A 21,353-nucleotide genomic window follows, 5' to 3' on the forward strand; every position below is an offset into this window, starting at 1 on the left:
TTTCCCTTTTATCTGATAATATCTTGTGCTAGATTAAGAACCTTAGAAATGGTGTTTGGAGATTCAAACATATTGTCCCCTTTAAGTGTGCATTTTAGGCTAGCACTAGCAACAGCAAAATCGACGGTCCTTTTAGCATCAGCTGTTTGTAACAGTTGGTAAAGGGCTCCAGCAACAAATGCATCGCCACTTCCAACACGTTCTAAGACAGGAGTTGTGATGGTTTGTGATGTTATAAAGCCGTCATGAACACTTAGCATATAGGCTTTGTAATGGTTTCTTCCAAAAGAATCTAAGTGCCTATGGGTATGAAATAAAGCTTCGAAATGAAAAGTTTCCATTAATGCAAGCATTCGACTCTCAATGTCATCTTCACAGGCTTGCTCTCGTTTAAAAAAGGTAAGATCTGAAGCGTTTGCCATTAACGGTTCAATGCCAAAACAAATATCAGCATAGGAGGCGAATTCAGAAAATAGTTTTTTGGCCTGGTCGGCTGCTAATAGTGAACGGCGGTAATTGAGGTCAAAGGAGATTTTAATGCCTCTTTTTTGGGCTTCTTCTAATAGCAAGTGGCTTATTTTTTGAATGTCCTTGCTTAAGGATAAGGTGATTCCGCTGAAGTGAAAAAGACTGACATCATCAAATAAGGCATCTAGATCAATCTTATCATAGCAGAGGTTATGAATACTTGAATGCTTGCGGTCATAGTCAAGAAAAGCTTGTCTGCAACCAAAGGCATTTTCTAGGAAATAAAGTCCCAGACGCTCGCCGCTTTTTTGAATAAACTGAGTGTCTATTTTATTTTGCTCTAGAAATGTTAGAAGGTTTTGACCAAGTCTTGTATTTGGAAGGCAAGTGAGGAGTCTGGTTTCTTGTCCCATACCTTCAAGTGCCCTTGCGACATTAACTTCAGTGCCACCAAAGAAGAGCTGACAAGTTTCTGCATTTGACAAATGTGTCTTGTCTTGAGGGCTTAGGCGCATGAGAGCTTCGCCGAAAAAGAGAATTTTAGGCATATCTTATCCTTTCGCTATGCTGTTACGCCTTTAAGACTTCTTTGAGATAATCTGCAATTTCTGGTTTTTGGCAATTGTCAAAGAAATAGTCTTTGAAATAATGTCCAGAAATGGTTTCTTTTAGGAAGTTTTGATCAATTGTTTTTAAAAGGGTTAGGATATCGGTGTGGCTTACTTTTTTGATGTTTTCTAAAATTCGAGCGTTACGTTGTTCAGCAATAGCGCGTTCTTTAGGATAACCTCCGCCAATGTCATCTTGGAAAAGGCGTTCAAACATGTAGGTTAAATTGAGTTCAGCTCCCCACCCAAAGCCCTTAGCAAATGGAATAGATAAGGCATTGCCACCATTAATTTGAGAAAAGAGGTAGGCATCTAGAGGGTCAGCAGCAAAACCGCAGACCACGCCAGTAAAACTATTGCATGCAAGCATTGCGCCAACCCCTGTTCCGCAACCTGTAATCACAAAGTCAGCAGCACCGCTATTTAATAAGATGGCAGTAAGTAAGCCGTTTTGAACATAGGTTAATTGGCTTTCTCCTTCAACCCCATACATACCATAATTAAAGGTCTGAAAGCCTTTTTGATCAGCGACGGCTTTAAGTTGATTAAAGATGAGTTCGTTTTTAGAAGCTTGGCTATTTTCATTAATAAGTGCAATTTTCATAAGTGTTCCTTTCTTATTGAGGCTGTTTTCCAATGTAAGCTAAAATGCCACCGTCAACATAGAGAATATGTCCGTTGATAAAGTTTGAGGCATCGCTGGCTAAAAATACTGCAGGAGCAGCTAGATCTTCGGCTTCTCCCCAACGCGCTGCGGGTGTTTTCGAAATAATAAACTGGTCAAATGGGTGTCGGCTACCATCTTCTTGTACTTGACGAAGAGGCGCAGTTTGTGGAGTTGCGATGTAACCAGGTCCAATGCCGTTGCACTGAATGTTAGCACTGCCAAATTCAGAGGCAATGTTTTTGGTTAACATTTTAAGGCCTCCTTTTGCAGCAGCATAAGCAGCGACAGTCTCACGGCCAAGTTCACTCATCATGGAGCAAATGTTAATGATTTTACCATGGCCTTTTTCAATCATTCCTGGTAGGACCGCTTTTGAAACGATGAATGGAGCATTTAAGTCAATATCAATAACTTGTCGAAAATCACTGGCAGTCATCTCAAGCATAGGCGTGCGTTTGATAATGCCTGCATTGTTGACTAAGATATCTACAATGCCAACCTCTGTTTTTATTTTAGCAATCAAGTTCGTGATGGCTTCTTCATCAGTCACATCACAAAGATAGCCGTGTGCTTTAATGCCTAATTTTTGGTAGTTTTCAAGTCCTTGATCAATCAAATCCTGACGAATATCATTAAAGATGATGGTCGCGCCAGCCTCTGCTAAAGCGGTTGCGATGGAAAACCCGATTCCATAAGAGGCGCCGGTGACAAGAGCAATTTTTCCCTTGAGAGAAAAGGAGTCAAAAATAGTATTACGATCCATGAAGTTATCCTCCGTTATAATTATCAGGTGGTAAACCTGTTCACTTGAATCCTACCAAAGTAAACCGGTTTTGTCAATGCTAAGCCTCTTTTTTTTGAAAATACTCCGAAATTTAGAATAGTCAAAAAAGGAATTCATATATAGTAGAAAGTGATTAAAGAGTGGTTTTTAATTCTATTTACTAATTGTAAAGCCTCAACTAAAGCTATTTGAAGGTGAAAAGATATTAGTGACAAGAAGCGCTTTTTTTAAAAAAAAGGATTGACAGCCCAAAAAGAAAGCGCTATAATTTATGTATTCAAGTAAACCGGTAAACCAAAGGAGATGAAATGTTAAAAATAATAATTGTCGCTCATGGTCATTTTTCAGATGGCATTATGAGTGCTTTAGAATTAATTGCAGGAAAACAAGAAGACCTCGTTGCTCTTAATTTTATTGAAGGAATGTCTTCTCAAGAATTAGAAACCGCTATTAATAGTGAATTGGTTGCTAAACAAGAGTATTTAATTCTGACCGATTTGCTCGGTGGCACACCTTTTAATCTTGCGACTGGCCTGATGGTGTCGCATCCAGATAAAGTCATTCGTGTGCTGTCAGGACTTAATCTTGCCATGTTAATAGAAGCTGTTTTTTCACGAAACAGCATCTCTGATATTGATCAGTTGGTTGATTCGCTGATAAGTTCATCTCAAAAGGCTATTGTTGATGCTAAGGTTTGCGTGGCAGTTCAAGAAGATGAGCTTCCTTTTGAAGGAGGGATTTGATGGTGACAAAACTAAAAACAATCACGATTGAACCTATTGAAAATCCTGGCCGATTTCAAGAGGCCAAACTTCTGACAAAAGAAGAGATTGAAATTGCCTTAAAAGAAGCCCTTAATCAAGTCAAAAATAATATGGCATATTTCAAGCAGGCCTTTCCTAGACCTGCAACTGTAGACAATAGTTACCCTATTATGGATAATACCGAATGGACCAATGGTTTTTGGACGGGATGTTTATGGTTAGCCTACGAATACAGCAAGGATGACAGCATTAAAGATTTGGCTCATCAAAATGTCCTCTCTTTTAGAGATCGTGTAGAGAATGATATTGCATTAGATCATCATGATTTAGGATTTCTCTATTCTCCATCTTGTGTAGCAGAATACCGTATCAATGGCAATCAAGAGGCGAAATTGGCAGCATTACAAGCAGCAGATAAGCTCATTGAACGCTTTCAAGAAAAAGGCGGTTTCATTCAAGCTTGGGGGCAACTTGGAAAAGCGGAAGATTACCGCCTCATCATTGATTGTCTGCTCAATATTCAGTTGCTTTTCTTTGCTTATGAAGAGACTGGTAAAAGGGTTTATAAAGACATGGCTGAAAGTCATTTCTGTGCTTCGGCAAATCATGTGATTCGTGATGACGCCTCATCTTTTCATACCTTTTATTTTGATCCTGAAACTGGTCAAGCTCTAAAAGGTGTTACACGTCAGGGCTACAGTGATGATTCTTGTTGGGCGAGAGGTCAAGCTTGGGGTGTATACGGTATTCCACTAAGCTATCGTAAAATGAAAGACCCAGGGCAAGTTAACCTCTTTAAAGGGGTGACGCATTACTTCTTGAACCGTTTACCAAAAGATCATGTGTCTTATTGGGATTTGATATTTAATGATGGGTCTGACCACTCTAGGGATTCATCAGCAACAGCCATTGCTGTTTGTGGTATCCATGAAATGTTGAAATATTTACCTGACTCAGATAGTGATAAGGAAACCTATCAGTATGCCATGCATGCTATGTTGAGAAGTTTGATTGACAATTACACGCCTAAAAAAGTAAGCTCAGGAGGCCCTCTTTTGGTGCATGGTGTTTATTCTTGGCATTCCGGAAAAGGTGTTGATGAAGGTAATATTTGGGGAGATTACTATTATCTGGAAGCTCTTCTGCGTTTTTACAAAGATTGGGAACTCTATTGGTAAACACATAAACTTAAGGGATTAATAAGGAGAACACTAATGACAAAACCAAACATTATCATGACAAGGGTTGATGAACGCCTGATACATGGTCAAGGTCAACTATGGGTAAAATTTTTAAGTTGTAACACTGTTATTGTGGCAAATGATGCTGTTTCAGAGGATAAAATGCAACAAACCTTGATGAAAACAGTTGTTCCAGAATCTGTAGCCCTTCGTTTCTTTAGCATTCAAAAAGTGATTGATGTGATTCATAAAGCTAGTCCGGCACAAACCATCTTTATTATTATCAAGGACTTGAAAGACGCTTTGAAACTGATTGAAGGTGGCGTTCCGATTACAGCAATCAACATCGGAAATATTCATAATGCTCCAGGAAAAGAACAGGTGACACGCTCTATTTTCTTAGGAGTTGAGGATAAATTGGCCATTGAAAACATGCACCAAAAATATGGGGTGACCTTTAATACCAAAACGACACCAACAGGAAATGATGGTGCCGCTGACATTAATATTTTAGACAACATATAATCATTTTTAAGGAGAAAACTATGGATATCAGTATCGTTCAAGCTGTTTTGATTGGATTGTGGACAGCTTTCTGTTTTAGTGGTATGTTATTAGGGCTTTACACAAATAGGTGTATTGTGCTATCACTCGGTGTAGGGGTTATTTTAGGAGATATTCAGACTGCTTTGGCAGTAGGGGCTATTTCTGAGTTAGCTTATATGGGATTTGGTGTTGGCGCTGGTGGAACGGTACCGCCAAATCCAATTGGACCTGGGATATTTGGGACCTTAATGGCTATTACCACAGTAGCTGCTAAAGATAAAATTACCCCTGAAGCAGCCCTTGCTTTGTCAACACCTATTGCAGTAGGCATTCAGTTCTTACAAACAGCAACTTATACTGCATTTGCAGGGTCGCCAGAAGCAGCTAAAAAAGCTTTACAAAAAGGCAATATGAAAGCCTTTAAAATTGCTGCTAACGGCACGATTTGGGCATTTGCGGGTCTGGGCTTCTTGTTAGGTTTGGTAGGTGCACTTTCAATGGAAACCTTGACCAGTCTATTTGCTATGATTCCTCCAGTCTTATTAAATGGTCTAACATTAGCAGGAAAAATGCTACCAGCAATTGGTTTTGCAATGATTTTATCTGTAATGGCTAAAAAAGAATTAATCCCTTATATTATTTTAGGTTATGTTTTGGCTGTTTATTTTGGTCTACCACTTTTAACACCAACAAGCAATGCAGATGGTCTCTTAACAGCTGTATCAGCAGGGTCAGTCGCAGGTGTGCCAACTATTGGTGTCGCTTTAATTGCAACTATTTTTGCTCTTATTGATGTCTTTAGAAGACCAACTGTGAAATCTGTTGAAACAAAAACTGAAGGAGATGACCGAGATGACTGGATCTAATAAATTAACAAAAAGTGATTACACAAAAACAGCCTTAAGGGCATTCTATTTGCAAAATGGCTTTAACTACAGTAATTATCAAGGTTTAGGCTATGCTAATGTTATGTATCCGGCCTTGAAGAAATATTACGGCAATGACAAAGAAGCACTTTCAAAAGCCTTAGAAGAAAATGTTGAATTCTACAATACAAACCCACACTTCTTGCCATTTGTCACTAGCTTGCATTTGGCGATGTTAGACAATGAGCGTCCAGAAGAAGAAGTTCGTGGCATTAAGATGGCCTTGATGGGACCATTGGCTGGTATTGGTGATTCGCTATCACAATTCTGTTTGGCACCTTTGTTCTCAACGATTGCAGCTTCATTGGCATCAGATGGTTTGGTGCTTGGCCCTATCTTGTTTTTCCTTGCCATGAATACCATCTTAACAGCCATTAAACTAGCAACTGGGCATTATGGTTATAAACTTGGAACAGGCTTTATTGACAAGTTAAGTGAACAAATGGAAGTGATTTCTAGAGCTGCCAATATCGTTGGGGTAACAGTTATTTCTAGCTTAGCAGCAACTCAGGTTAAACTGACAATTCCTTACACTTTTGCTCCGGATAAAGTCACCAGTGCATCACAAAAAATTGTGACCATTCAAGGGATGCTTGATAAAATTGCACCAGCCATGTTGCCGGTTTTATATACCTTATTGATGTTCTATCTGATAAAAAATAAAAAATGGACAACCTATAAATTAGTTGTGTTAACAGTTGTGATTGGGATTATTGGAAGCTGGCTTGGAATTCTTGCATAGGTAATGTGTGAAAAAGAATGGGTTGATCCGTTAACTCATTCTTTTTACTTTGAGTAAATAGGGATGTCATATGATTAGTAAGAGACAGGAAAAAACAAGCCAATTCTTTAGTGGCTTTGACGATGAGTTTTGTAGGTATTATCTTATTCAGGAAGAAAAGGATGCTTATCTTAACCTGAAAAAAACAGTTGATATGATGATGGTAAATACCTTTATCTTTAATGATAATTGGGATATGGAGCCTTGTTTGACCCCTTATAGGTTAGAGCCCATGCAGTGGGATAAAGAGGTTAATGGGGATAAAGAGTGGAATTATATGCTCAATAGGCATACCTACCTCTTGAAATTTATGACGGTTTATCTGGTGGAACAGAACCCTCATTATTTAGACAAGGTCAAAGCCTTGATGTTTCATTGGATTGATCACAACCAGCTTAAGGCGGACTCACTTGTATCCAGAACTCTTGATACAGGAATGCGGTGTTTTACTTGGTTAAAATTACTTCTGTATTTAGAGCATTTTGAGGCTCTGACAGAAGCTGAGTATCAAAAAATTGTTGCATCCATGAAGGAACAACTTCAATTCCTTTGGGATAACTATGTGGATAAATACAGTTTGAGTAATTGGGGTGTTCTTCAAACGACGGCTATGTTAGCTTGTCTTGATTATTTTGCTGACGATGTGACGATTGCTGGTTTACAATCATTTGCTGAGAGTGAACTTAAGGAACAATTAAGGCTACAAATTCTAGATGATGGTAGTCAATATGAGCAATCGGTTATGTACCATGTTGAAGTCTTTAGAAGTTTGATGGACTTAGCTATTTTTTGCCCTCAGTACAGACCAATCTTGGAAGAAAAATTGCAAGAGATGGCATTGTATATTTATATGATGACTGGTCCAGATCATTGCCAAGTAGCTTTAGGTGACAGTGATATCACTGATACAAGAGACATGATGACGCTAGCAACGATTTTCTTTCAATCTGGGATGTATAAAGAGGCTGCTTTTGACAAGGTTGATTGTGATAATGTCATGCTTTTTGGGAAAGCAGGTATTTCTCACTTTGAAGAGATAAAAGCTCTTGCCATGGATCATCAGGCGAAACATTTCAAATCAAGTGGACATATTTGTCTAAAGGATTCGAGACGTTACCTGTTCTTTAAATGTGGACCTTTTGGGAGTGCACATAGCCACAGTGACCAAAATGCATTGTGTCTATATGATAAAGGAAAGCCTATTGTTATTGATCCGGGGCGTTACACTTATAAGGAAGATCCGCAACGCTACTTTCTTAAGAGTGCAAAGAGTCATTCAACTTGTACCCTAAGTGATATAAAAACAGAAGACATCCGTGATTCTTGGACCTATGAAAGTTATCCTAGTGCTGTCATGTCTGATCTACAAGAAAAAGGGCCTTTTCAATTAATAGAAGGGGTTTATCAGGTTGAAGCTTCTAATGGCAAGACTTTTGAACACAGACGCCTTATTTTATGTTTACCAAATGCTATAACATTGATTTTTGATCACCTAATCGCTAAAGGAGACCATTGTTTGGAAACGCAGTTTGTTTTAGACAAGGACCTTGTTTGTTCTGTGGATAAGTTGAATGACCTTAAGCTTGTTAGTGAAGTGCCTTTCAAATTGGAGCAAATGAGGATTTCTCAGCGCTATAACCAACTGCATCACACAAATGTTTTGAAGAAAACAGTACCCTTTACGGATGAGGGTTATGATTATACCTTGTTTTTAGATGAGCAGTTGGAGGTGACAAGGCTTCCCCTTATTCAAACAGGGTCTGTAAAAACACTAGCATCAGGCTTTGGATGTGACATCAAAGGACCTAACACTCATTATCTGCTTGGTATTTTGCCGCAGGCTATTATTCAAGGGGATAAACTGTATCAGATTGGGAATCAAAAGTTTAGAGGAAGAGTTGTGGTCTATGATGTTATTGCTGATAAACATTATTGCTTAAAGAGTTGACAGACGCTATTAAAATTAGTAAACTTGCTGATAGAAAACAGTTTAGTTAGTCTAAACTAAGCCCGAAAAATAAAGAAGTAAAGGAGGTCTAGCTTGTGTCTAAAAAAGTAACAATTACAGATATTGCCCGTTTGTCAGAAACATCCAAAACAACGGTTTCTTTCTATTTAAATAAGAAATATGAAAAGATGTCAGATGAAACCAGACACCGTATTGAAAGTGTTATTAAAAAAACAGGATATCGTCCAAGCACAATTGCTCGAAGCCTCAATTCCAAAAAAACAAATCTTATTGGTGTCCTTATTGGTGACATTACAAATACCTTTTCCAATCAAATTGTTAAAGGAATAGAGGATGTGACTAAAGAAAAATGCTATCAGGTAATTATTGGTAACAGTAATTACGACTCACAAAGAGAAGACCAATACATTGAAAATATGCTCAATTTAGGGGTGGATGGCTTTATTATTCAACCAACGTCTCACTTCAGAAAATACTCTAGAATTATCAATGAGAAAGAAAAACACATGGTGTTTTTTGATAGTCAACTGTATGAACATAAAACCAATTGGGTAAAAACCAATAATTATGATGCCGTTTATGACATGGTGCAAGGTGCTATGGAAAAGGGTTATACGGAATTTGTGATGATAACGGCTGATACGAGTCTATTAAGTACCCGAATTGAACGCGCTTCAGGCTTTATTGATGCTTTGTCTGAAAAAGATAATCATCATAAAAAATTAGTCATTGACCAGTACTCCACGCAATCAGAAGAGATTGAAAAATTTTTAGAGGAGGCTATTGATCGACGCAAAAAGACCTTGGTCTTTGTCCCCAACTGTTGGGCACTTCCAATGGTCTTTAGTGCGATGAAAAAACTTCAGTTTGATATGCCAATGACAGGTTTAGTTGGTTTTGATAACTTAGAATGGACCAATTTTTCATCTCCTTCGGTGTCAACGATTGTGCAACCAGCTTACCAAGAAGGAATGGAAGCTGCAAAATTGCTGATCAATGAGATTGAAGGGCAATTTCAAGAAGAAAGTCAAAAAATATTTGATTGCCAAATTGAATGGAAAGATTCAACTTATTAGTCGGAAAACATAAAAAGTCGCTGATGCTTGGGCATCAACGGCTTTTTTAGCTGATTTTCTTAAAACGCTTTTGAGATGGTCTGGTGTCTAAAGTAGCCTTTATGTGCATTGGCTAAGTAAAAGGGGGTTTTTAATGTTTTAGGAGCTTTTAAAGCCCAGTTCTTGCTGTCAAAGCTGATTTTCTTAGCCTTAGTTTGTGTTTTTAGAGAAGAAATGTCATTTTTGAAGGCATTAGCTGAACTTAAGCTCTGCAAAAGAGGTGCATTTGAGCCTTTAGGTGATAGCGTTTCAGGTAAAAGCAGTCGAGTGATTGTTTTGCTGGATGGCTCAGTTCTATCAGGTTGGTAATAGTTTTCCTGATAATAATCTCCCATATTTTTAAAAAGGTAAAGTCCAGCTTTTTCAGTTCTTAGATAATTGTTAACCGTTAGTTTATCATCCTTGTACTTGATTAAGGCCCAAATATCATTTCCTTTATCATGAATAAGCTGTTGCTGTTTACTGTTTTCGATAATGGTAATGTCTTGATTCATGCTTATTTTTTGGAAACTATCTTTATCAGTATTTGGAATCAAAAGGTAGGCGTAACTATCATCTGTCTTAAAGTGATTTTGAGAAATAGTGATGAAAGCATTAGTGATGCGGTCTTTGTTTTTAGAACTTGTGTTGATGTCAAAAAAGCTACCGCTTTGTGTTTGCCGTTTCAAATCAATGGTCGTTGGTTTGAGGAAGATGTAACCAAAACTTCGATTTGGTAGAGCTGACTCTAAAAAGATACTGTCTGTTTCAGAAAAACTGTAAGTGACTCCATCAGACAGTCTTACTTGTTTGCCGTTTATATAAACTTGATAAGGTGCTTGCGCATCCTCCTTACGTTGGTCAATAGTGGTGGATACTTTCCCGCTGTGATTAAGGTTTTGAATATCACTTCCTAAAAAGACAATCTTATCATCTAGGATACCCCATCCTTTTTTGGCTGTTAGGGTTCTGTCCCAGTTGGCAAAATCCATAGCTGCAATTCCTAGTTTAGGTGATAATGCCAAGGAGCCCACAAAAGGAGAGTGGCCAGTGACTTGGCCGGTTTCTTTTTTGGCGTCTTGTTTGAGAGCGGTCAGCTTATCCATCAGCTCTTTTGTGGTATTAAGGCGACTGTCATCTTTTTCAGTTGTTCCAGGCATTTTGTAAGGGTTGACAGTGGCCCAGTAGCCCTTTGTGTAATGTTCTTGGTCGTCGTTATAAAGATAGAACATGCCATCTGCGGTGTACCATCCTCTAGTGTTTTCGCCATTCATGCCTTCATAATTTTGAGTACGACTGGAGTGCATTGAAAGAGCAAAAGCAAAGTCTTTTTCAGCGTTGTAGTAGGCTAACTTATCCATGCTATTAAATGTCGAGAGGTAGGATGAAATGGGTTTAATAGCAATGGAGTTGTCAGCTAAGAGTTGATTCATGTTAGCAATGTCGGTATACGTTTTGAGGTTTCTGTAAAGGTGCCCTGTTTTATCTTGACTAAGGATAGATTTTAGGGTGCTTTGCAACTGGCTATTGCGATCATTTTTAGACATGTTTGTGAGTCGTAATAATCCACGGAAAATCTCAATAGCTGCATCGTGTGCATCTGCGCTTTCCCTACTAATAGAACGGCCCCTACTCATATCCATCAATTCTCCCTTGACGATTAAAGGAAGAAAAGCTTTGTTAATCCAAGAATAGAGGGTATCTAGTTGAGCGGTTGAAAAAGTGTCAGGTGATTGCTGAACCAAGGGGATGAGTTGTGTGAGGCCATCAATCAAGACACTACCATAAGCCCCAGTATAAGCAAGGTTGGTGTGATCAATATAGGAACCATCTGCATAGAAGCCTTCGCCTTTATCAACAGTTTTAAAGAGGTTATATAAGGATGAAACAGTCTGTTGAAACATGTCCTTATCTTGTCTTAGGATGGCTGTTAATAGTTTAACACGCCCCATATCCACGAGATTTCCACCTAATGCTTTGAAGGGATTGACCAAGGTTTTTCTGAAATAATAAGGGTCTGGCACAAAGTGATTAATAGCATCCGTGTGTCTTTGAATTTCCTGATCTGAGAAAAAGGGTAGCATCATGGTTAAGGTATTAACGATAGCGCGTGGACTACCAATCTCATAATCCCACCAATTGGCGGTTGCTTCAATGTCCTTATTCGCATTATAATGGTTCAAAGAGAGCCAGTCGAGGGCTTCTTTGACAAGGCGAATGGCAGCTGCGTCATGGTAGAGTGTTGAAGCAGGGTTGGTAATTTGTTTTGCTAAATCCTCAAGACGTCGGTAATGAGCTGTTAACTGTGCAGAATTACTGAAATTATTGAGGTCATTCCAGAGACAGTTTTTGTTTTCATCTGTGTTGACTGTAGTTAGTGCTAGTTTAGCCTTGTTTTCCAAGTCCTCAAACAAAGCTAGCATATTTGGATCCTTGTCATTATAGGACTTGTTGCCAAGAGTGATAGTATTCCAAAGCTGACTTAGTTGCTTGAACTGGCTATCTGAAGCCTCGGTAATCTTTAGAGGAATTATTTGAATCACTTCTTGTTTAGCATTTTTTACCTCTACAACCGTTGTTCCAAGGTGAAGGGGTGTGATTATCCCGTCTTTTAGAGTGGCGATTTTAGGGTCACGAACAGTATAGGAATACTCTTCCATGCACATTAAATGATAGTTGTTAAGTGGTAATGTAATGTCTTTTTCAAGAGTTCTATTTAGAGGTTTTGGTAGCTCAGAATCTTTTTTGCCCAAGGGAATCATTGAAATGTTGTCAAAACTCACTTTGCCAGTGCCTTGTTCATAATAGAGTTCAATGGTAACGTCTGAAACGGCAAGTTTTGGAGAATATATTTTACGGACGGTATGCCAGTTGCTTGTGCCACTAGTCATTGGGGAGAGCCAAAGTCGGTTAGCTTGACCAGGATTAGTGTTTTTTTCCACAATTCGTAGGAAAGCTTGGCCTTCTTTATTTTCGGTAGCGATGTCAAAGCTGATATCATACTGTTGTGAAGGGTCAATCTTGACGACTTGTGTGACCGCACCTCTAAATCCTATCTGGCTTTCCATCGTTAGTTTGGCATCATCTGATATTGCAATAAGAGGATGGGAATCACTTGTATTATTTGAGTCGATGTAAGGTGACCAGTTTTCAACCTCCATCGCATTAGACCATTTGGTATTTGGTGTGGTGGGAGATTTTTGGGTTACCTGATCAAAGTGACCATTTTGAATCCTATTTTGAGGTTTTCCGGATTCATTAGGGGCCTTATTTGAGCTTTCTGTTAGCAAGTTGAGACTGGTAGTGTTTGTAGCAGTAGTTGTTTGTGAACTTGGCTCAGTATTTTGCTTAGGGGTTACCTCTGTAACTGGGGGTTCTTTAGGTGGAGTTGTGGCGTTTTCTTTTTGGTTAAAGCTGATGCTACTTGTTTGTGGTGCTAAAGTCTCCTCAGCCAAGATTGTAGTAGGTGCTGCACTTAGCACTAGAGCTCCTAAAAATAAGCCCGAGTAACGAAAATAATGTGGTTTGGACTTTGGATTTCCCATGTCATTTCTCCTAAATAAGATATAGTAAACCGATTTAATTAAATTATAGCATGGGTTTTGGAAAAGTAAAGCGTTTTCTAGATAAACTTATAAGGATTTGTCAAATTTTGCTTTTAACTAAAATACCAAAGTGTGACCGATAGTTGTTTTGCAATCGAAGATGACTTTTGTCATGGCAAGTCATGACTTTTTGTACTAAAACTAATGTGACATTTGAGCTAAACTAGACCTATCGTATCCCCAAATAATGTAAGAGGTAGAAGTTATGATAAGTGTTGAAAAAGTGTCAAAAACCATTAAAGGTAAACGAATTTTAGATAATCTAACCTTTTCGGTTAATAAAGGAGAGTGTGTAGCTTTGATTGGGCCAAATGGTGCTGGAAAGACAAGCCTATTATCACTTCTTTTAGGTGATTTAAAAACAAGTGAGGGTTCTGTTTTAATTGATCATCACCCACCAAAAGCTACTTGGTTGAAGGGAAAAATTGCAGTTTTACAACAAGAGAACACCATTCCTAAAAGTGTAAAAGTTAAGGAATTAATCCAATTTTTTAGAGAGATTGCTAAGCGGCCCTTAACAGAAGAAACCATTGATAGTCTCTTGGGATTTACTGCTGAGCAGAAAAATCAACTGGCTGATAAATTATCTGGTGGGCAACGTCGCTTGCTCTCATTTGTTTTAATTCTGATTAACCAAACAGACCTTCTTTTTTTAGATGAGCCGACAGCAGGCATGGATACTTCCACACGAAGACGTTTTTGGGAGATTATTGCTACTTTGAAAAAAGAAGGTAAGACCATTATCTATACTAGTCATTATATAGAAGAAGTTGAAGATACTGCCGAACGCATCTTGATTTTAAACAAGGGGCAACTTGTGAAAGACACCACACCTTATGCTTTAGGAAACGCTGAACAAGAAAAAGAATTTGTTCTTCCCAAAAGCTATTTAGAATTAGTGGAAAAATCAACTGTCATCAATAGCATAATTGCCAAAAAAGATAGTATACGCTTTAGGACTTACGAGATTGAGGAAGTTTGGGCGTATTTACAGGAAAATGGGGTTTCTATTTCAGAAATACAAATTCAGAACAAATCACTCTTGGAGACTTTATTTGAGCAAACTAAGGAGGAAGTCTAATGGGACCATTACTTAAAATAGAGTGGATTAAACTGTGGCGTGAATGGCCAGTTCTTATTATGGGAATAGGGATGCCTGTTGGCTTTTTTGTATTCTATTCAGGAATGACAATGTCACCTAACAAGGAAACACAAAATCAATTCATTCAAAATTATATGTTAACCATGACAGCTTTTTCGATGTCAAGTTTTGGCTTTTTCTCATTCCCGGCAATGCTTTTTGAAGATCAAAAAAATCATTGGATTCACTATTTAAAGCATTCTAATGTGACTATTGGTCACTATTACATTTCCAAGATTTGTCGCGTCTACTTTAGTTTTATCACCTCTATTCTGGTGACATTTTTGGTGGCCGCTATTTTTAGAAATGTCCATCTAACATTTGGAAGATGGATAGGCTCAGCAGTCCTACTTTTAGTGTCTGGACTTGTTTTTCTTGCTTTGGGCTTACTGATTAGCCAGATTCCTTCTCCTCAGCTCATGACTATTGTTGGCAATGTTTCCTTCTTGTTATTAGCTATTATTGGAGGGTCTTGGATGCCGATAAGCCTCTTTCCAAATTGGGTGCAGACCATCTCTAAATTAACCCCGACCTATCATGTGAATCAGCTGATTACTCAATTTGCCAAATCAGGGTCACTTAATTGGCAGTCCTTGCTTCTTGTTATTAGCTATGCCATAATAGTGATAACAATAGCCCTCTGGCTAAAACGACAGAAAGAAGAGTTGGCATGATAACAGGTTGGAAACGAGAGAATCCTCTCTTTTATACTCCCTTATTTTTTATGGCATTCCCCATACTTGGACTCATCTATTTTGATTACCCTATTTGGACGCTCTCGATAACCTTACTTTTTCTGGCAGCTTATTTATTTTTAGTCCATGAAAAACCATCTCGATTAAGCCATCTTATCTGGTTATATATGCTAGGTTATATTGCTTACATGACTCTTTTTGTAAATGCTGGCATGATTTGGTTTTTGTTTTACCTCAATTCCTTATTTGTCTATAAATTTAAGGATTCTCTAAACAGTTTTCGGTTTTGGACTTACCTTGTAACAGAACTTTTGATGATTCTTAGTGTGTTTTTATTGTCAAATGATATTTCATTTCGTGCCATGGTTTTGATTGCCCCTTTCATTAATAGTTCCATGTTGATTTTTATGACAAATGAACGGCAAAAGGTAGAGGCAAAAGAAGTGCTTCAAGAAAAGAACAAGTCCATCAATTTACTGTTAGCTGAAAATGAAAGAAACCGAATTGGTCAAGATTTACACGATACTTTGGGGCATGTCTTTGTGATGATGTCGGTTAAAGCTGAATTGGTTCAAACCCTTTTAGAGAGAAAAGACATTGAAAAAGCACAAAAAGAAGTTGCTGATTTGCAAGCTATTTCTCAGACAGCAATGTCAGAAGTGCGTCAAATGGTTACTAATCTTAAAGAACATAAAATTAATCAGGAACTGCTTATTATTCAAAACATCATGGAACTAGCAGGAATTGAGCTAACAATTAAAGGGGCTAAAGAGTGTAATGTGCTTCCAGATCACCTTCAGACTAAAATCAGTATGATTTTAAGAGAACTAACCAATAATCTTCTCAAACATAGTCATGCAGACCAGTGTTTGTTGCAATTTATAAATGAAAAAGATAGATTTCAGCTGGTCTATCAGGATAATGGCCAAGGATTTTTGGAGCCTTACCATCATGACTTACATAGCATCAAAGACAGACTAGTTCTCATTAAAGGTAATTTAAGCATTACCTCCTATAAAAATCCCACTCAAATTGACGTAACCATTCCCTTAAAGGACATCTAAAATGAAACTATTAGTCGCAGAAGACCAATCAATGCTTAGAGATGCTTTATGTCAGCTTTTGTCTTTTCAAGATGAGGTGACCCAGGTATTCTCAGCGGAAAATGGGCAAAAAGCAATTCAACTCCTTTCAAAAGAAGTTATCGATGTCGCCATTTTAGACATTGAGATGCCAGAGCAATCAGGACTTGATGTGTTAGAATGGATTCGAGAAAATCAAGACATTAAAGTCATCATCGTGACAACTTTCAAACGAAAAGGTTATTTTCAACGGGCCTTAAAAGCTCATGTTGATGGGTATGTCTTGAAAGATCGCTCTATTTCCGAACTCATGAAAACAATCAATTTAGTCTTGGAAGGGCATAAAGAATATTCTCCCGAACTTATTGAAGAAGTGGCTTTTTCTTCCAATCCACTAAGTTTAAGAGAGCAAGAGATTCTTAAAGAGGTAGCCACGGGTTCTAGCAACCAAGAAATAGCAGAAACCCTTTTTCTATCTCATGGAACAGTGAGAAACTACATGTCCTCAATTCTGATTAAATTATCAGCTAGCAATCGAACGGATGCCGTCAGAATAGCACGTGACCAAGGGTGGTTATAATTAATTCTTAAATTTCTTAGCCCTTCTAAAGCCATTATTAGATTCAAAAGTCTTCTATAAGGCTTTTTTTGTTATATAATGTTTAGGCTTGGAAAACTTGCCTCCAAGGGAAAGGTTTACCTGCTGGTTAGACTGCTATTAGGAATTGTTAGCAGCAAGGTCTTGTTTTTTGTTTTAACTGGAGTGAAAAATAAACTGATCATTTCAAGTCTCAAAAAGCTATTTTATCATCTTTTAGGACATTTAGGCAGTTTTTTTTGAAGCTAATGTCAGTCTTTAAGAATGATTCTAAAGAATCTTGACCTTGCCCTTAAGGACAGGTTTACAATAGAAATTATCAGAAACTGTTCTATAAAAATAACCTTGACTATGAAAGAATAGTTTATTAAAATAGTTTGAAAAAATCGAGATGAGAAAGCTTTTACTGAATGAAGTCATTGTAAAAAAATGTGAACTGCAAAAATAAAAACGAGAAGGTAGAGGAAAAAGATGGTAGAAGACAGCTTATTTTCTATAGGACGAGCGGCAAACATGAGTGGTGTATCTGCAAAAACACTGCGTTATTATGAAAGTTTAGGACTGATTCATCCTAAATATGTTTCTAAAGAAAATGGTTATCGTTTTTACGATAAAGAAACCTTATTATTGATACCAATTATTAAATATTATCAGCAAGTTGGTTTAAATTTAAAAAGGATTAAGGAATTGATTTCCTTAACAGGCTGTTCCAATCATTATAAGTATTTGAAAAAACGCAAATCAGAAATTCAAGCAGAAAGAGAAAGGTTACTCATTTCCTTGGCTTCAATTGATGATTGGATTCAACTCATTATTGAAGGGGAAATGTGTTTGCAAAATGATCTGCATTCAGAAGCAATGGCTGTCAGTCACATTGTTAGTGTCAAGTATTATGCAGAAGAATCCAGTTACTGTTCAATTGAGCAGCCTTATTATTACAGTTATAAGGAGTCTATCATTAATCTTGATTGGATTAAATATTTAGAAGACAATCAGTTGGAAGTTTCTGGGCCAGTTATCTTAAAATATGATTCACACGAGCAAAAAGTCAAGGGGCAGACGGAAAAAGCAACTATTTTACAGCATTGTTTTCCAGAGTCCTCTGATTTTTCAAATTTTGGTGGCTTCATGGCCTTGTCTTGCTATCACATTGGGGCCTTGGATTCTGTTAATGAGACTTATCAAAAAATCAGAGATTACGCTGCTGCCCACAATTACACTTTAAAAGAAGAATGTTTTGAACGTCATGTTATTGATTACTGGGTGACCCAAAATCTGGATGAGTTTGTTACAGAAATCATCATTCCCATTGTTACAAAAGATGAGATAACAAGAAGTGATTGGTGATGTTCTGTGTAGAAGAAGCCATATCTATCTCAAGCACAAGGTGTAAGAGTCCTTTATAGGGCTTTTTTTGATGTTTTTTTTAACTTGAAGTGCTCTGACGGTATTTCCTTTTGGACTTGTCAAACATTTCTCTAAGAGTAAGGTTATAAGCCAATAAAAGCTTACCTTGGAAGGTCAATAGCTTGAACAGTGCTTGGTTTTGTTAGAAATTGTAGTTGCTAATGCTGAGCATGACAAGCTAGTATTCCCTTATTTATAAGGCTTTTACAAAAAAAGTTTTTTTGCTTGCCTTCACTGTTACATTTTTTACCTATCTCATATTGACCTTCCAGTTATGGAAGGGCTTACAATTGACTGAGATAGACTTTTAATAAGTAGTACTGAAGAAAAAGTCCTAAAAGTGTTTTAGTTAAAAAAATATATTGGAGGTAGTCTTATGAATTCCGAAGCATTAGGAATGATTGAAACAAAAGGATTGGTTAGCTCAATTGAGGCAGCAGATGCCATGGTAAAAGCTGCAAATGTGACTTTGATTGGCAAAGAGTTAGTTGGTGGAGGGCTTGTTACAGTTCTTGTCCGAGGGGATGTCGGTGCTGTTAAAGCAGCCACAGATGCAGGTGCCGCTGCGGCACAACGGATTGGAGAATTGGTTTCAGTTCATGTTATTCCACGTCCACATGGTGAAGTGGAAATGATTTTACCGACTAAATAACGTTATAAGAAGAAGGAGTCACTTCTTCACTATCTTAGAAAAAGAGGTATAGCAATGGGTTTACTACCAGCACGCACAGCTGTTCTAAATTACATGAACACTGTTTCTGAAGCCGATGTACATCAAGTGATGGCTGCCCTAAAGCCACAATATGGTCAGGAAAAACAATTTAAAGAGCCCTTGTTCTTAGAACACTTAATGTCCTTGGAATGCAATGGTTATCTAGAGCAAGCGGGTTATGATTTGGATGATAAGGATGATCTACGAATTTTATTTAGAATCACTGATGATGGCCGTTTAGCCGTACAAAAATATATTTCAAAAACATTTCAATAATAAAAGGAGTAAAGTGATATGAGATATCATGGAGGACAAGCTTTAGGACTTGTTGAGACTGTTGGTCTAGTCCCGGCTTTAGAAGCTTGTGACAAAATGTTAAAAGCCAGCAATGTTAAACTGGTCTCTTACGAAAATGTCGGATCAACCTTAGTGACAATTATGGTTGTTGGAGATGTTGCTGCTGTTGAAGCTTCTGTTGAAGCAGGGGCACAAGCAGCAGCTGCAATAGGAAAATTAACCTCTCATAATGTGATGCCAAGACCCATTCCCTCTGTTGGGGATATTGTTTCCGTGCATGATATTGATAATGAATAAAGGAGAATACCGTGGAAAGATATCAAGCAATTGGTGCCATTGAAACATTTGGATTGGTCTATATCCTAGAAGCAGCAGATGCAATGGTAAAAGCTTCAGAAGTTGATGTTATTGGTTATGAGAATACCGCTTCAGGTTATATTTCTGTGATTGTTCAAGGAGAAACAGAAGCTTGTAAAACGGCTGTTGCAGCAGGTGTTAAAGCTGTTGAAAAAATGGGAACAGAAGTTTACAGCCATGTAGTTATTCCTGGCCCCCATGAAGACTTAAGAAAAATTATTGACCGTTATTCATTATCCTTACTTTTACCAGAAGAGAGTCAAGAATAAGAAAGTGTAGTTTAGATGAGATATATTGACAAAGATTTAGATTCCATTCAAGAAACCAGAAATCTCCTCCTCAATGCGAAATCTTCTTTTCTTCAATTGCAAAGCCTTAATCAAAGTGATTTAGATACTTATAGTAAAAGCTTCATTAGCCAATTGAGCAGTCAGGCTGACGCTTTGATCCATGCTTTTACAATTGGGAATGATTATGGTGTTGAAAAGGACGAAGGTTTTCTTTGTCATACCTTTCTTCAACGTTTTAGTGACACCTTCCAAAACGAAAGCTATGTTGGTATTGTAGCTGGGGATGCAGATGACAAAGTGATTGAAATCGGTGTTCCATTAGGTGTGGTGGCGGTTTTGTTGCCAAGTCATCCAAGTTTTAGCCTAGTTGTGAATTTGATTTTAATAGCGATAAAATCAGGAAACGCCATGATTTTGGTAGCTAATAAACAGTCAAAACTTGCAACTTTAACAGGTATTAAAGAGCTTATTGCGCTAAACGATGAAAGCGGTTACTTAAATGGTGCTATAAGTTTGGCAGAAATTGTTAGTGACGCTGGGATTTCTGAACTTTTAGCTAGTGATAAATTAGACTTACTTGTCAATATTGGATGTCCAGAATACATTTCTAAAGAGTTTAAGAGCAATACCCCTTGTATCTTTGGAGGCGAATCTTCTGGGCCAGTCTTTATTGAAAGAAGTGCAGATATTGAGCAAGCTGTTAGGGATGTTATTTACTCCAGAAGTTTTCACAATGGGATTTTACCAGGAGCAGAACAGTTTCTTGTGACGGAAAATATTATCGCGCAGCCACTAAAAGCTAGCCTTACAGCTAATGGTGCTTACCTCCTCACAACAGATGAAAGGCGCAAGCTGATTACTTTTTTAAAAGTATCAGAAAAAAACATTAGCAATAATTACATGGGCAAGTCAGCTAAATGGATTGCCAAGATGGCTGGTATTTCAGTGCCAGAAAGCACAAAAGTGTTGGTTTGTGTTCAAGATTATTTGACAGAAGAAGACTATTTTAGTCAAAAATTACTGTGTCCGATTATTGTGGTTTATTTGGAACCAGATTGGACCTTGGCTTGTAGCAAGTGTATGTCTTTATTGTCAGAACTTAGAATGGGGCACACCTTGACCATTCACTCCACTAACTGGCAGGTGATTCGAGAATTTGCCATGGTCAAGGCAGTTGGCCGTATTGTTGTTAATGCTCCAACGTCTTGCGCGGCAACAGGACTGACGTCAAGTTTTCCACCGTCTTTAATTTTAGGAGGGATTACGACAGGACGTGGTTATAGTTCAGAAAATATGACTCCCAAACATTGGACTTACACTAGGCGAGTTGGTTTCAAACTAGAGAAATAATGATAGAAATGAGAAGTCGCTTAGGCGATTT

The 21,353-nt window shown here is 37.8% G+C and carries 21 protein-coding genes; 17 read left to right on the forward strand and 4 right to left on the reverse strand.

Features of this window, described 5'->3' with window-relative positions:
* Positions 1-8 precede the first annotated feature (8 nt).
* Genes Q9317_RS01250 through Q9317_RS01260 form a run of 3 tightly spaced genes read right to left on the reverse strand, consistent with a single transcriptional unit; the run spans position 9 to position 2,506 of the window.
* Entirely contained in the window at positions 9-1,016 is a 1,008-nt protein-coding gene (locus tag Q9317_RS01250; RefSeq protein WP_003098958.1) for a sugar kinase, read from the reverse strand.
* A gap of 22 nt (positions 1,017-1,038) precedes the next feature.
* A complete protein-coding gene (locus tag Q9317_RS01255) occupies positions 1,039-1,680 on the reverse strand; it encodes an RpiB/LacA/LacB family sugar-phosphate isomerase (RefSeq protein WP_003098959.1) in 642 nt (213 codons plus the stop codon).
* A gap of 13 nt (positions 1,681-1,693) precedes the next feature.
* Complete coding sequence (locus Q9317_RS01260) at positions 1,694-2,506, reverse strand: gluconate 5-dehydrogenase (RefSeq protein WP_003098960.1); 813 nt, start codon at positions 2,504-2,506, stop codon at positions 1,694-1,696.
* A 329-nt stretch (positions 2,507-2,835) separates the two neighbouring features.
* Between Q9317_RS01260 and Q9317_RS01265 the strand changes: the two genes are divergently transcribed.
* The 7 genes from Q9317_RS01265 (at position 2,836) to Q9317_RS01295 (ending at position 9,770) form a co-directional block, all read left to right on the forward strand.
* Complete coding sequence (locus Q9317_RS01265; protein ID WP_305981563.1) at positions 2,836-3,270, forward strand: PTS sugar transporter subunit IIA; 435 nt, start codon at positions 2,836-2,838, stop codon at positions 3,268-3,270.
* On the forward strand, positions 3,270-4,469 hold the full coding sequence (locus tag Q9317_RS01270) for a glycoside hydrolase family 88 protein (protein ID WP_016355781.1): 1,200 nt from the start codon (positions 3,270-3,272) through the stop codon (positions 4,467-4,469). The genes Q9317_RS01265 and Q9317_RS01270 overlap by 1 nt, the downstream gene beginning before the upstream one ends.
* Positions 4,470-4,505: 36 nt before the next feature.
* Positions 4,506-4,997 carry a PTS sugar transporter subunit IIB gene (locus Q9317_RS01275; protein WP_003098964.1) on the forward strand — a complete coding sequence of 164 codons (492 nt, stop codon included), beginning with the start codon at positions 4,506-4,508 and terminating at the stop codon, positions 4,995-4,997.
* A 20-nt stretch (positions 4,998-5,017) separates the two neighbouring features.
* Complete coding sequence (locus Q9317_RS01280; RefSeq protein WP_003098966.1) at positions 5,018-5,884, forward strand: PTS mannose/fructose/sorbose/N-acetylgalactosamine transporter subunit IIC; 867 nt, start codon at positions 5,018-5,020, stop codon at positions 5,882-5,884.
* Positions 5,871-6,686 carry a PTS system mannose/fructose/sorbose family transporter subunit IID gene (locus Q9317_RS01285; RefSeq protein WP_003098967.1) on the forward strand — a complete coding sequence of 272 codons (816 nt, stop codon included), beginning with the start codon at positions 5,871-5,873 and terminating at the stop codon, positions 6,684-6,686. Before Q9317_RS01280 ends, Q9317_RS01285 begins: the two co-directional genes overlap by 14 nt.
* A 70-nt stretch (positions 6,687-6,756) precedes the next feature.
* On the forward strand, positions 6,757-8,673 hold the full coding sequence (locus Q9317_RS01290; RefSeq protein ID WP_003098968.1) for a heparinase II/III domain-containing protein: 1,917 nt from the start codon (positions 6,757-6,759) through the stop codon (positions 8,671-8,673).
* Between the two features lie 95 nt (positions 8,674-8,768).
* A complete protein-coding gene (locus Q9317_RS01295; RefSeq protein WP_121791481.1) occupies positions 8,769-9,770 on the forward strand; it encodes a LacI family DNA-binding transcriptional regulator in 1,002 nt (333 codons plus the stop codon).
* 59 nt (positions 9,771-9,829) lie between these two features.
* On the opposite strand, the gene Q9317_RS01300 is transcribed toward Q9317_RS01295, so the two are convergent.
* Entirely contained in the window at positions 9,830-13,333 is a 3,504-nt protein-coding gene (locus Q9317_RS01300; protein ID WP_305981564.1) for a polysaccharide lyase 8 family protein, read from the reverse strand.
* 265 nt (positions 13,334-13,598) lie between these two features.
* Between Q9317_RS01300 and Q9317_RS01305 the strand changes: the two genes are divergently transcribed.
* The 10 genes from Q9317_RS01305 to Q9317_RS01350 all read left to right on the forward strand — a co-directional run bounded on the left by Q9317_RS01305 (position 13,599) and on the right by Q9317_RS01350 (position 21,322).
* Complete coding sequence (locus Q9317_RS01305) at positions 13,599-14,474, forward strand: ABC transporter ATP-binding protein (protein WP_003098973.1); 876 nt, start codon at positions 13,599-13,601, stop codon at positions 14,472-14,474.
* Positions 14,474-15,208 carry an ABC transporter permease gene (locus Q9317_RS01310; protein WP_003098975.1) on the forward strand — a complete coding sequence of 245 codons (735 nt, stop codon included), beginning with the start codon at positions 14,474-14,476 and terminating at the stop codon, positions 15,206-15,208. Before Q9317_RS01305 ends, Q9317_RS01310 begins: the two co-directional genes overlap by 1 nt.
* Positions 15,205-16,293, forward strand: a complete 1,089-nt coding sequence (locus Q9317_RS01315; protein WP_003098977.1) for a sensor histidine kinase — start codon at positions 15,205-15,207, stop codon at positions 16,291-16,293. Before Q9317_RS01310 ends, Q9317_RS01315 begins: the two co-directional genes overlap by 4 nt.
* A 1-nt stretch (position 16,294) precedes the next feature.
* Positions 16,295-16,891 (forward strand): response regulator transcription factor, encoded by a 597-nt coding sequence (locus Q9317_RS01320; RefSeq protein ID WP_003098979.1) that lies wholly within the window; start codon positions 16,295-16,297, stop codon positions 16,889-16,891.
* Positions 16,892-17,380: 489 nt separating this feature from the next.
* Positions 17,381-18,256: a MerR family transcriptional regulator gene (locus tag Q9317_RS01325; RefSeq protein ID WP_017794719.1), complete on the forward strand. Its 876-nt coding sequence runs from the start codon at positions 17,381-17,383 to the stop codon at positions 18,254-18,256.
* 436 nt (positions 18,257-18,692) lie between these two features.
* On the forward strand, positions 18,693-18,968 hold the full coding sequence (gene eutM, locus Q9317_RS01330) for an ethanolamine utilization microcompartment protein EutM (protein WP_003098984.1): 276 nt from the start codon (positions 18,693-18,695) through the stop codon (positions 18,966-18,968).
* Between the two features lie 54 nt (positions 18,969-19,022).
* Positions 19,023-19,304 carry a helix-turn-helix domain-containing protein gene (locus tag Q9317_RS01335; protein ID WP_003098986.1) on the forward strand — a complete coding sequence of 94 codons (282 nt, stop codon included), beginning with the start codon at positions 19,023-19,025 and terminating at the stop codon, positions 19,302-19,304.
* 18 nt (positions 19,305-19,322) lie between these two features.
* The gene (locus tag Q9317_RS01340) at positions 19,323-19,622 is read left to right on the forward strand and encodes a BMC domain-containing protein (protein WP_003098987.1); all 300 of its coding nucleotides are present in this window, start codon (positions 19,323-19,325) and stop codon (positions 19,620-19,622) included.
* Positions 19,623-19,633: 11 nt separating this feature from the next.
* Entirely contained in the window at positions 19,634-19,951 is a 318-nt protein-coding gene (locus Q9317_RS01345) for a BMC domain-containing protein (protein WP_003098989.1), read from the forward strand.
* A gap of 15 nt (positions 19,952-19,966) precedes the next feature.
* Positions 19,967-21,322 (forward strand): aldehyde dehydrogenase family protein, encoded by a 1,356-nt coding sequence (locus Q9317_RS01350; RefSeq protein WP_003098990.1) that lies wholly within the window; start codon positions 19,967-19,969, stop codon positions 21,320-21,322.
* The last annotated feature ends 31 nt before the right edge of the window (positions 21,323-21,353 follow it).

The organism is Streptococcus iniae (assembly GCF_030732225.1).
Classification (GTDB): Bacteria; Bacillota; Bacilli; order Lactobacillales; family Streptococcaceae; genus Streptococcus; species Streptococcus iniae.